This window comes from Nonomuraea sp. NPDC003560 (assembly GCF_042878785.1).
Classification (GTDB): domain Bacteria; phylum Actinomycetota; class Actinomycetes; order Streptosporangiales; family Streptosporangiaceae; genus Nonomuraea.
In genome coordinates this window covers 368,867-379,675 of the sequence record NZ_JBIAOF010000008.1, presented here as the reverse complement: position 1 = coordinate 379,675, position 10,809 = coordinate 368,867, and the positions used below count along the sequence as shown (strand labels likewise).

Annotated in this window: 13 protein-coding genes; 9 read left to right on the top strand and 4 right to left on the bottom strand. The window is 75.4% G+C overall.

Annotated features, from left to right (window positions below; genetic code table 11):
- Nucleotides 1-75 precede the first annotated feature (75 nt).
- Nucleotides 76-546 (top strand): MarR family winged helix-turn-helix transcriptional regulator, encoded by a 471-nt coding sequence (locus tag ACFYUV_RS30575; RefSeq protein WP_387674067.1) that lies wholly within the window; start codon nucleotides 76-78, stop codon nucleotides 544-546.
- Between the two features lie 22 nt (nucleotides 547-568).
- Here the strand turns inward: ACFYUV_RS30575 and ACFYUV_RS30570 are convergent, their stop codons facing one another.
- Both ACFYUV_RS30570 and ACFYUV_RS30565 read right to left on the bottom strand, forming a co-directional pair.
- On the bottom strand, nucleotides 569-1,414 hold the full coding sequence (locus ACFYUV_RS30570; protein ID WP_387674064.1) for an alpha/beta fold hydrolase: 846 nt from the start codon (nucleotides 1,412-1,414) through the stop codon (nucleotides 569-571).
- 59 nt (nucleotides 1,415-1,473) lie between these two features.
- Complete coding sequence (locus tag ACFYUV_RS30565) at nucleotides 1,474-2,433, bottom strand: DsbA family protein (RefSeq protein ID WP_387674060.1); 960 nt, start codon at nucleotides 2,431-2,433, stop codon at nucleotides 1,474-1,476.
- Between the two features lie 57 nt (nucleotides 2,434-2,490).
- Between ACFYUV_RS30565 and ACFYUV_RS30560 the strand changes: the two genes are divergently transcribed.
- From ACFYUV_RS30560 to ACFYUV_RS30535, 6 genes are all read left to right on the top strand, one after another.
- Complete coding sequence (locus ACFYUV_RS30560) at nucleotides 2,491-3,054, top strand: TetR/AcrR family transcriptional regulator (RefSeq protein WP_358299528.1); 564 nt, start codon at nucleotides 2,491-2,493, stop codon at nucleotides 3,052-3,054.
- A 240-nt stretch (nucleotides 3,055-3,294) separates the two neighbouring features.
- Nucleotides 3,295-4,269, top strand: a complete 975-nt coding sequence (locus ACFYUV_RS30555; protein WP_387674058.1) for a small ribosomal subunit Rsm22 family protein — start codon at nucleotides 3,295-3,297, stop codon at nucleotides 4,267-4,269.
- 26 nt (nucleotides 4,270-4,295) lie between these two features.
- Complete coding sequence (locus ACFYUV_RS30550) at nucleotides 4,296-5,063, top strand: GNAT family N-acetyltransferase (protein WP_387674055.1); 768 nt, start codon at nucleotides 4,296-4,298, stop codon at nucleotides 5,061-5,063.
- A gap of 44 nt (nucleotides 5,064-5,107) precedes the next feature.
- Nucleotides 5,108-5,980 carry a pentapeptide repeat-containing protein gene (locus ACFYUV_RS30545; protein ID WP_387674053.1) on the top strand — a complete coding sequence of 291 codons (873 nt, stop codon included), beginning with the start codon at nucleotides 5,108-5,110 and terminating at the stop codon, nucleotides 5,978-5,980.
- A gap of 23 nt (nucleotides 5,981-6,003) precedes the next feature.
- Nucleotides 6,004-6,483 carry an Rrf2 family transcriptional regulator gene (locus ACFYUV_RS30540; RefSeq protein ID WP_357981488.1) on the top strand — a complete coding sequence of 160 codons (480 nt, stop codon included), beginning with the start codon at nucleotides 6,004-6,006 and terminating at the stop codon, nucleotides 6,481-6,483.
- Between the two features lie 44 nt (nucleotides 6,484-6,527).
- The gene (locus tag ACFYUV_RS30535; RefSeq protein ID WP_387674049.1) at nucleotides 6,528-7,775 is read left to right on the top strand and encodes an MFS transporter; all 1,248 of its coding nucleotides are present in this window, start codon (nucleotides 6,528-6,530) and stop codon (nucleotides 7,773-7,775) included.
- 118 nt (nucleotides 7,776-7,893) lie between these two features.
- Here ACFYUV_RS30535 and ACFYUV_RS30530 read toward each other — a convergent pair whose 3' ends face one another.
- Nucleotides 7,894-8,391, bottom strand: a complete 498-nt coding sequence (locus ACFYUV_RS30530) for a MarR family winged helix-turn-helix transcriptional regulator (RefSeq protein WP_387674047.1) — start codon at nucleotides 8,389-8,391, stop codon at nucleotides 7,894-7,896.
- Nucleotides 8,392-8,467: 76 nt separating this feature from the next.
- Between ACFYUV_RS30530 and ACFYUV_RS30525 the strand changes: the two genes are divergently transcribed.
- Both ACFYUV_RS30525 and ACFYUV_RS30520 read left to right on the top strand, forming a co-directional pair.
- On the top strand, nucleotides 8,468-9,379 hold the full coding sequence (locus ACFYUV_RS30525; protein ID WP_358299548.1) for an EamA family transporter: 912 nt from the start codon (nucleotides 8,468-8,470) through the stop codon (nucleotides 9,377-9,379).
- A 37-nt stretch (nucleotides 9,380-9,416) separates the two neighbouring features.
- On the top strand, nucleotides 9,417-10,280 hold the full coding sequence (locus ACFYUV_RS30520; RefSeq protein WP_387674045.1) for an SMP-30/gluconolactonase/LRE family protein: 864 nt from the start codon (nucleotides 9,417-9,419) through the stop codon (nucleotides 10,278-10,280).
- Between the two features lie 16 nt (nucleotides 10,281-10,296).
- Here the strand turns inward: ACFYUV_RS30520 and ACFYUV_RS30515 are convergent, their stop codons facing one another.
- On the bottom strand, nucleotides 10,297-10,785 hold the full coding sequence (locus tag ACFYUV_RS30515; protein ID WP_387674043.1) for a DinB family protein: 489 nt from the start codon (nucleotides 10,783-10,785) through the stop codon (nucleotides 10,297-10,299).
- Nucleotides 10,786-10,809: the final 24 nt, after the last annotated feature.

Sequence of the window (10,809 nt, the reverse complement as noted above, 5' to 3'; positions counted from 1 at the left end):
TTGGTTGTACGAACTGTTGGTATCGCGAAGTAAATTTAGTTCGTGCCGCCAACTACTGTCAATTACACTGGTCGCATGGTCGCCACCGAAGCCCCGGGTCTGAGCCTCACCGAGGCGCTCGTCCGCCTGGCGCACCTGGTCGAGCAGGTCTACGGCGAGGTCAGCAGGGAGCACGACCTGACCCCGCAGCAGGCCCAGCTCCTGTGCCTGCTGGTCGGCGGGCCCATCGGGATGACCGGCCTGACCCGGGCGCTGCACCTGGAGAAGTCGAGCCTGACCGGGCTCGTCGACCGCGCCGAGAAACGCGGGCTGGTGGCCCGGGTGCGCGACGCGCGTGACCGCCGCGCCTGCCTGATCGAGCTGACCCCGGCGGGCGCGGAGATCGCGGTGCGCGCCCACGACGGGGTGGCGGCCCGCCTGGAGACGCTGGCCGCCGGCCTGCCCGCGCGCCACCGCGACCTGCTGGCCGCGGCCATCGGGGAGATCCTGACCGAGGACACCGCCCGTACCGGCCGCACCTGGGGCCGCCTGGAGCCCGGCCGCTGAACGGCCGCTGGTCAGGGGAGCGTCAGAGGGGAGGGAAGACCTCCGCGAGGAACGACGTCAACGCCGCCGTCACCTCTTCGGGGCGTTCGAGGGGCGCCAGGTGGCCGGTCTCGGGCAGGTCGAGGCGGCGCGCGCCCGGAATGCCCGCTGCCAGGATGTCCGACACCTCCTGGATGCCCGGCACGTCCGACAAGCCGTTGATCACCAGCGTGGGCGCGGCGACCTCGCGCAGCCGCCCCGCGGCCGGCGGGGACAGGAACCGCTCCGACGACCTGGGCCCGGTCCAGGACCGCTGGAACACCAGGGCGCACATCTCCACCGCCGCCTCCCACACCGGGCCGGGCAGCGCGTCGCGGCTGCGGCCGGGCCCGGCGACCTGCCAGGCCGTGTGCGCCTCGGCCATCGCCCGCACGTCACGCGGATCGACGCCGGTCGCCCCGCCCTCGCGGTAGCGGGCCAGCCGGTCGGCGGGCACCGAGGTGTGCACGCGTTCGCGGGCCTGCGCCAGCATCTCCGGCGGCCACTGATGTCCGGCCAGGCCGGAGCCGACCAACGCCAGGGCCGCCACCCGGCCGGGCGCGGCCAGGGCGGCCTCCACGGCGTACGCGCCGCCCATCGAGCAGCCGACCAGCGCCGCCCGCCCGACCTCCAGCGTGTCCATCAGCTCCAGCAGGTCTTCGTGGTGGCAGACCTCGCCCTCGGCGTCGCCGGACCCGCCGTGGCCGCGCCGGTCGTAGCGGATCACCCGATGACGCCGCGACAGCGCCGCGAACTGGTGCTCCCACATGCGCCGATCGGCCACCCCGGCATGGACCAGCACGACGGCGTCGTCCGACGCGGGCCCGGCCTGGTCATAGGCGATCGTCATCCCCGCAACCTACTCCCGCGGGGGTGCGGGAGAAGGTCGCGTTCGCCACGGGCTCAGCGTCAGGCGTAGTCCGGGGTCATGACGGCGGCCAGGGTCAGGTGCGGGGCGGCCTCCTCCGGGTGGCCCTGGCGGTGCAGGGTACGGCCGAGGAGGTGGCGGGCGTAGGAGTCGTCGGGCGCCTCGGCGACCAGGCTCTCCAGGGCCGTACGCGCCCGGCCGAGCTGGGCCGAGGCGAAGTACGCGCGGGCCGCCAGCAGCCGCACCCCGCGATCCGTGCCGTGCTCGTCGAGCAGCGGGCGCAGCAGCGTGAGCGCGCCGAGCGGGTCGCGCTGGTCGAGCAGCGACTCGGCGTGGCGCAGGCGCTCGACCTCGGCGGGCAGCCGCCGGACCGGGTGAGCGGCGGCGTCGGCCAGGAAGTCCCTGATCACGTCCGGCGGCTGGGCCCCGGCCAGGGCGCGGCCGCCCGCCACGAGGGTCGGCGACGTGCGCACGCCCTTGGCCTTGCCCGTGAGCAGCAGCTCGCGCACCAGGCCGGCGCCCCGGCCGTCCCACGGCACGCCGGTCTCGGCCGCGATCGCCGACAACACGGCCGGGTCGCCGATGTCGAGGGTCTCGACGAAGTGGGCCGACAGGACCCGGCCGACCACGTCGGACTGCAGCGCCGCGCCGCCCGTCTCGTACGCCACGGCGATCAGCCGGTGCGCCTCCAGCGTGTTGGGCCGCCAGGCCGCGCCCCACTGCTGCCCGAGCCCCTCGTCGGCGGCGATGCCGGCCACCCGCAGCCGGTTGTCGGCCGGGGACAGGCCGGGCGAGCAGACCTGGAGCGCCTGCTCGACCATGGGGTCGCTCAGCACCTCGGCCAGCGGCTCGGCCTTCGCCGGCGCCGACGGATCGATCTGGAACGGCCGCCAGACCACCTCGACCGGCTCGCCCTCCCAGGAGGCGAGGGCCTTCTCCAGCCGCCGCTTCCCGATGTGGGCCCATCCGCAGACCATGTCCGCCCAGACTTCGATTCGCATGTCGGGCAATCTATGCGACAACTGTCGATTAGTCAACATGTGTCGTATAGTGGCGGCGTGAACCCGGATGATCCGCGGGCGCGGCGTACCCGCGCCCGTCTCAAGGCCGCCGTGCTGGACCTGGCCGCCCGGCAGGAACTGGGCAGCATCACCATGTCGGCGCTGGCGCAGCACGCCGAGGTCAACCGCGCCACGATCTACCTGCACTATCCGGACGTCGACGCGCTGGTCACCGACGCCATGGAGGACGCCGTCACCGCCGTGGCGCGGGCGGCCGCCCTGTGCCCGCTCGACGCCCCCCGCGACCGGCCGCCGGCCCCGCTGGCGGAGCTGTTCGACCACGTGGCCGCCAACGCCACCCTGTACGAGCGCATGCTGGGCGGCCAGGGCAGCGCCCGCTTCGCCGCCCGGATGCGCGAGCGGCTCACCGAGGAGCTCACCGGCCGCTTCGCCACCGGCAGCCGCCCGGCGGGGTTCGAGGACGTGCCCGCCGACGTGCACGCCGCCTTCCTGGCCGGGGCGCTCATCGGCGTGATCACCCACTGGGTGTGCGGCGGCCGCCGCGACGCCGCCGCGGCCCAGTCGTTCTGGCGCCTGTTCCGGCCCCCGGCCCCCGGCTGAGCTCCGCCACCGCCGCGGGCCGCCCTCCGGAAACCGGTGCGGGGGCTCCAGGCCCTCAAGCTCCGCTGCCGCCGCGCGCCGGAAACCGGTGCGGGGACTGCGGGCCCTGAGCTCCGCTGCCGCCGCGCGCCGCCCGCTTGGTACGCTGCGTCGCGACATCGCCGGACAGGTCAGAGGCGTCGTTCCTCCCCTGGCAGCGGTCGCCCGCCCCGTCCCCGACCCGACCGCCAGGACCACACGATGACCATGCTGCCCGACGAGCTCAGGACCGCCCTGGACTCGGCCCTGGCCCGCTTCGCGCCGCACGACCTGTCCCGCGCGACGGAACAGCTCACCGAGCGCTACCGCACCGGCCCGTCCGCCGCCGCGCCGCACCTGCGCACCCCGGCCGACATCGCGGCCTACGCCGCCTACCGCATGCCCGCCACGTACGCCGCCGCGGGCACGGCCATGCGCATGGCCGCCGCGATGACCCCGGGCTTCGCGCCGCGGACGCAGCTCGACGTGGGCGGCGGCACCGGCGCGGCGGTCTGGGCGGCCGGGCCGGTCTGGCCCTCGCTGGAGCGGGTCACTGTCGTCGAGCACGACCCGCAGATCATCGAGCTCGGCCGGCGGCTGGCCAGGACCGCGCCCGTCCGCGACGTCACCTGGCGGCGCGCCTCGATCGACCCGGGGCTCGACCGGCCCGCCGCCGACCTGGTCACCATGTCGTACGCCCTGAACGAGCTGCCCGCGCAGCGGCACGCCGACGTCGTGCGCTGGCTGGCCGCGGACGCGACGATGGTGATCGTCATCGAGCCCGGCACCCCCGCCGGGTACGCCAACATCGTCACCGCCCGGGAGGCGCTGACCGGGTGCGGCCTGACCGTCGTCGCCCCCTGCCCGCACGACGGCCCGTGCCCGATCCGGCCGGGCCGCGACTGGTGCCACTTCTCCGTACGCCTGCCGCGCACCACCCTGCACCGCCGCGTCAAGTCGGGCACCCTCGGCTTCGAGGACGAGAAGTTCTCCTACGTGGCCGCCGTGCGGGGGGAGTGGCCGCGGGCGGCGGCACGCGTCCTGCGCCACCCGCAGAAGCGCAAGGGCCTGGTGTCGCTGCGCCTGTGCACCGCCGAGGAGGGCGTGCGCGACGTGGTCGTCTCCAAGCGGCAGGGCGAGCTGTACCGGCTGGCCCGCGACGTCGACTGGGGCGACGACTGGCCGGCCGCCGAGTGACCCGGCCGGGCGGTAGGGTCGGCGGAATGGATCATGCTGAGGTGCTGGCGCTGTTCGACCGGCAGATGCGGCGGGAGGCGCGCCCCGACGGGCCGGACGTCAGGGTCGAGCGGGACGCCGACGTCGTCCGTCAGGTCGGCCCGCCGCACGCGTGGAACGGCGTCCTGTGGTCCGGCCTCGACGAGGGCAGCGCCGACGCGGCCGTCGCCCGCCAGGTGCGCTTCTTCGGCGACCTCGGCCTGGGCTTCGAGTGGAAGCTGTACGCCCACGACCGGCCCGCCGACCTGGCCGACCGGCTCCTGGCCGCCGGGTTCGCCGCCGAACCGGCCGAGACCGTGATGGTCGCCCGGGTCGCCGACCTCGACACCGAGGTCCGGCCGCCCGACGGCGTGAGCCTGGTGCCGGTCACCGACGCGGCGGGCGTGCGGGCGCTGGTCGAGGTGCACGAGCTGGCCTTCGGCGCCGACGGCAGCCGGCTGCGCGACCACCTGCTGGCCCGCCTGTCCGACGACACCGTCGTCCCCGTCCTCGCGGTGGCGGACGGGCGGGCGGTCAGCGCGGCCCGGCTAGACCTGTCCCCGGGCACGAGCTTCGCCGGGTTGTGGGGCGGCGGCACCGTGCCGGGCTGGCGGGGGCGCGGGCTCTACCGGGCGCTGGTCGCCTGGCGGGCCCGGCGGGCCGCCGCGCGCGGCTACGACTACCTCCAGGTCGACGCCTCCGGCCAGAGCCGGCCGATCCTGCTCGGGCTCGGGTTCGTCCCGCTGACCACGACCACGCCGTACGTGCGGGACTGACCGCGCCGGTACCCTGGGCACACCCCGTCGTGACAAGGAGAGCGTTGCCCGAGAGGACCCCGCGCGAGCTCGGCCTGCTGGCCGACTGCGAGAGCTGTTTCGGCCTGTGCTGCGTGGCCCTGCCGTTCGCCGCCTCCGCCGACTTCGCCGTCGCCAAGGACGCCGGCCGCCCCTGCGTCAACCTGCGCGACGACTTCCGCTGCGGCATCCACGCCCAGCTCCGGGAGCGCGGCTTCCCCGGCTGCACCGTCTTCGACTGCTTCGGCGCCGGGCAGAAGGTCTCCCAGGTCACCTTCGAGGGCCGTGACTGGCGTGCCGCGCCTGAGACGTCCGGGCAGATGTTCGCCGTGTTCCCGGTCATGCGGCAGCTCCACGAGCTGCTGTGGTACCTCGCCGAGGCGCTGACCCTCGACGCCGCCGCGGAGATCGGCCCGGAGTTGCGGGCGGCGTACGAGGAGACCGAGCGCCTGACCCGCGAGAGCGCCGGCGTCCTGGAGCGGCTCGACGTGGCCGCCCACCGGGGTGAGGTCAACACGCTGCTGCTGCGTACGAGCGAGCTGGTCAGGGCCGGTCGGCGGGGCAGGGAGCACCGCGGCGCCGACCTGATCGGCGCCAACCTCAAGGGCGCCGATCTGCGCGCGGCCAACCTGCGCGGCGCCTACCTCATCGGCGCGAACCTGCGCGGGGCCGACCTGCGCCTGGCCGACCTGATCGGCGCCGACCTGCGGGGCGCCGACCTGTCCGGGGCCGACCTCACCGGCTGCGTCTTCCTCACCCAGGCCCAGGTCAACGCCGCCAAGGGCACCCCCGCCACGAAACTGCCCGCCGCGCTCACCCGTCCCGCCCACTGGACGGCCGCCGCCGGGCCGGAGCCGCGCGCCCGGCGCGGCAGGCAGGGCCGCCGCGGCCGACCTTAAAGGGACATGTAGTATCCCCTTTCATGCGCATGGGTGAAGGCGTCGAGTGGGGGCTCCACTGCTGCCTGGTGCTGGCGTGGCTGGAGGACGAGGCCCCGCTGCCCACCGGGCGGCTGGCGGCGCTCTTCGAACTGCCGCCCGTCTACCTCAAGAAGCGGCTCCAGGCGCTGGTCCGCGCGGGCATCCTGACCTCGGTTCCGGGCGCTCAGGGCGGGTTCAGGCTGGCCAGGCCGCCCGCCCGGATCACGCTCATGGACGTCGTCGCCGCGGTCGAGGGCCCCGACGAGGCGTTCAGGTGCACCGAGATCCGGCAGCGCGGCGCGGGGGCCGAGGCGCCCGCCCGCGAGTTCGCGCACCCGTGCGGGGTCGCGGCGGCCATGCGCCGGGCCGAGCTCGCCTGGCGGCGCGAGCTGGCCGCCCAGACGGTCGCCGACCTCATGGACGCGGCTCCGGCGAACGCCCCCGACCGCGCGCGCCGCCACTACGAACGCCTTCGCGGCTGAATTCGACCCCGCCCGTGGGGCGCACACCTGGAAGGAGAATCGGGATGTTGAATGTCCCGAATAAGACGGAGTCCCGGGGCCTCGCCCCGACGCTGGTGCTGGCGCTCGGGACGTTCGCCGTCGGCACGGACGCCTTCGTGGTGGCCGGGTTCCTGCCGGACCTGGCCGCGTCGCTGGAGGTCACCGAGGGGGCGGCCGGGCAGTCGGTGACGGTGTTCGCCGTCGCGTACGCGCTGTCGTCGCCCGTGCTGGCCACCGTCGCCGCGCGGGTCCCGCGGCGGGCGCTGCTGGTGACGGCGCTGGTCGTGCTCGGGCTGGCCAACCTGGGGTCGGCGCTGGCGCCGTCGTTCCCCGTGCTGGTGGTCAGCCGGGTGCTGGCGGCGGCCGGGGCGGCGGCGTACACGCCGGGCGCGGGCGCGGTGGCGGCCGTCCTGGTGCGGCCCGAGCTGCGGGCGCGGGCGCTGGCCGTGGTGGTGGGCGGGCTGACGGTCGCGACGGCGCTCGGCGTGCCGCTCGGCGACCTGGCCGGCGAACGGCTCGGCTGGCGGTACGCGCTGGGGGCGGTGGCCGTGGCCTGCCTGGCGGTCGCCGCCGGGGTGTACGCGATCATGCCGGTGCTGCCGGGCGCGCCCCGGGTGCCGCTGCGCGCCCGGCTGGAGGTGCTGAGGCGGCCGGCGGTGACGGCCATCCTGCCGCTCACCGTGCTCGGGATGGCGGGCAGCTACACGGTGTACGCCTACAGCGTGCCCGCCCTGCGCGCGGTGGGCGTGGAGGGGACGGCGGGCATGCTCTTCCTGTACGGGCTGGGCGCCGTCCTCGGCAACCTGGCCGCCGGGTACGCCACCGACCGGTGGGGCGCGCATCGGGTGCTGCCGGTCGCGTACCTGGTCATGGCCGTCAGCCTGGGGCTGCTCGCCTGGATGGCGGCGGCCGGCCCGGCGGATGGCACAGCGGTCGGCCCTGCGGTCGGCGCGGCGGCCGGTGTTGCGGCCGAACCTGCGGTCGGCACTGTGGCGCTGGTCGGTGTGCTGGTACTGGCGTGGGGGGCGAGCAGCTGGTGTCAGACGCCGCCGCAGCAGCACCGGCTCATCGCCGCCGCGCCCGGGGAGGCGCCGCTGGTGGTCTCGCTCAACTCCTCGGCGATCTACGCGGGGATCGGCGCGGGCACGCTGCTCGGCGGGCTCACGCTGCCGTCGGGCGCGGCCCTCACGTACGCGACCGGCGCGGCGCTGGCGGCCGCCGCCCTGCTGTTCGCCCTGGCCACCAGATCGGCGGGCGGCGCCCCCGAGTAACCGGCGTGACCAGCCTCGCCCGGCGGCGCCCCCGAGTGACCGGCGTGACCCGCGTGGCACGGCGGCACGGCGGCGCGGCCGGTAGGACGGCCCGCGCCGAGTGGGGGCGCGGGGCGCGTCAGGACGTGTGGTCGCCGAGGGATTCGAGCAGGTCGCGCAGGGTGGCGGCCAGCTCGTCGCGCCGTTGCCCGGTGAGCGCCGCCAACATCCGCTGCTCGGTCGCCAGATGGTCGGGCAGCGCGCGGTCGATCAGCGCGAGCCCCTCGGCGGTGAGCGTCACGTGCACGCCGCGCCCGTCGGAGTCGCTGGGCGTGCGCCGCACCAGTCCCCGCGACTCCAGCCGGTCGAGCCGCTGGGTGACGGCCCCGGAGGTGACCATGGAGGCGCGCATCAGGGCGGCGGGGGTCAGGCGGTGGGGCGGTTCGCTGCGCCGCAACGTGGCCAGCACGTCGAACGAGGCCCGGTCGAGCCCGTGCCCGGCGAACGTACGGCCCAGCTCGGCCTCGATGAGCCGGGACAGCCGCGACAGCCGCCCGATCACCGCCATGGGGGAGACGTCCAGGTCAGGGCGCTGCGCGTGCCACTGCCTGAGGATGTAGTCGACCTGGTCAGCCACCCTCGCAGCCTACAAGTGTCTTAGCGGTGAGGAAAATCACCTGGCCGGAACGTCGGCGTTCGGTTAATTTGTCTTAGTGCTAAGTAATCGAACGGGAACCGTTCTGCTGACCGCCCTCACCCCCGCCATCTGGGGGACCACCTATCTGATCACGACCGAACTGCTGCCGCCCGGCCGGCCCTTGCTGGCCGCGTTGATCCGCGCCCTGCCGGCGGGGCTGATCCTGATCGCGATCACCCGCCGGCTGCCCCAGGGGAACTGGTGGTGGCGTGCGCTGGTGCTCGGCGCGCTCAACATCGGGTTGTTCTTCGCGTTGTTGTTCGTGGGCGCCTACCGGTTGCCCGGAGGGGTGGCCGCCACCGTGGGGGCCATCCAGCCGCTGCTGGTCGCGTTGTTGTCGGCGGGGCTGCTGGGGGAGCGGCTGACCTGGCGCGTCGCGCTCGCCGCGGCGGCGGGCGTGGCCGGGGTGAGCCTGCTGGTGCTGCGCGCCGACGCCCGGCTCGACCTGCTGGGCGTGGCCGCCGCGCTGGGCGGCGCGGTGGTGATGGCGGTCGGGGTGGTGCTCAGCAAGCGCTGGAAGTCGCCCGCGCCGCTGCTGGCCACCACCGGATGGCAGCTGACGGCCGGCGGCCTGCTGCTCGCCCCGGTGACGTTCCTCGTCGAGGGGCCGCCGCCCGCCCACCTGACCGGCGAGAACCTCGCCGGGTACGCCTACCTCGCGATCATCGGCTCGGCCCTGGCCTACACCCTGTGGTTCCGGGGCATCCGCGAGCTGTCGGCCACCAAGGTCACCTTCCTCGGGCTGCTCAGCCCGGTCGTCGCCACCGCGCTCGGCTGGCTGGTGCTCGGCCAGCGGCTCACGCTCGCGCAGGTCGCCGGCGCCGTCATCGTGCTCGCCGCCCTCCTCGTGGCGCAGCTCCAGCCCGTACGGCACCGCGCCGCGCCGCAGCCGCTGGAGGCCCCCGTGCCCGCGGGCGGGAAACGATGATCGCGTCCGACGCTAGGATCGGGCCGAGGAGGCCGGTATGAGCGTGCAGGCGTACCCCGTGACCGGGCCGGTGGCCGAGCACGGCGAGGGGCCCGTGTGGTGCGCCCGCTGGGGCGGGCTGCGATGGGTGGACATGCTGGCCGGCGACGTGCTCGCCCTCGACGACTCCGGCGGCGTGCGGCGGCGGCACGTCGGCCCGGTCGCCGCGGCCCTGCGCCCGCGCGTGTCCGGCGGTTACGTGGTCGCCGGCGAACGCGAGCTGCTGCTGGCCGACTCCGACGACCTCGACGCGCCGCTGCGCCCGCTCGGCCAGGCGTGGAGCGACCCCGGCGTGCGCATGAACGACGGCGGCTGCGACCCCGAGGGCCGCTTCTACATCGGCAGCATGCCCTACGACGAGACCCCCGGAGCCGGCTCCCTCTACGTGGCCGGGCCGGACGGCGCGCTCAGCCCCGTGATCAGCGGCGTCACCGTCTCCAACGGCCTCGACTTCAGCCCCGACGGCAGCCTCGCCTACTACGCCGACACCGCCACCGGCCGGGTGGACGTCCTCGACCACGACCCGGCGGGCGGGCTCACCGGGCGCAGGCCGTTCGTGACGATCGACCCCGCCCAGGGCGCGCCCGACGGGCTGACGGTCGATGCCGAGGGCGGGGTGTGGGTGGCGCTCTGGCAGGGGTTCGCCGTGCACCGGTACACCCCCGGCGGGCGGCTCGACGCCGTGGTGGAGCTGCCGGTCGGCAAGGTCACCGCGGTCACGTTCGGCGGCCCCGGCCTCGACCGGCTGTACGTCACCACGTCGAGGCTCGGGGTGGACGCCCGGGAGCAGCCCGAGGCGGGCGCCCTGTTCGCGGCCGACCCCGGCGTGCGCGGCCGCCCGGTGCTGCCCACCACCCTGTGACGGGAGCGAAAGGCGATCAGCGGGGGTGGTCGCCGGTGGCGCCGTCGATCAGCTCGCGCAGGATGTCCATGTGGCCCGCGTGCCGCACGGTGTCCTCGATCATGTGGATGAGCACCCAGCGCAGGGTCACCCGGCGGCCCGCCCACGAGGTGCCGGGCTCGTCGAGGGGGAGGTCGGAGATCGCCTTGTCGGCCGCGACGCGGGCCCGGCCGTAGAAGGCGACGATCTGCTCGGTGGTCTCCCGCTCGCCGATCGCGAAGTCGTCCTCGGGGGCGAACCACAGCGGCTCGGCCTCGCGGCCGAACGTCGAGCAGAACCAGCCGTACTCGACGGCGGCCAGGTGTTTGACGATGCCGAGCAGCGACGTGCCGGACGGTGTCATCGGCCGCCTGACCTGCTCCTCGCCCAGGCCCTGCAGCTTCCACACGATGACGTCGCGGTGCCGGTCGAGGCTGGCGTGCAGGCTCTCCTTCTCGCCACCGGACGGCGGCACTCCTGTTCCCATGCCCGCGACCGTAACAGCCGGGAC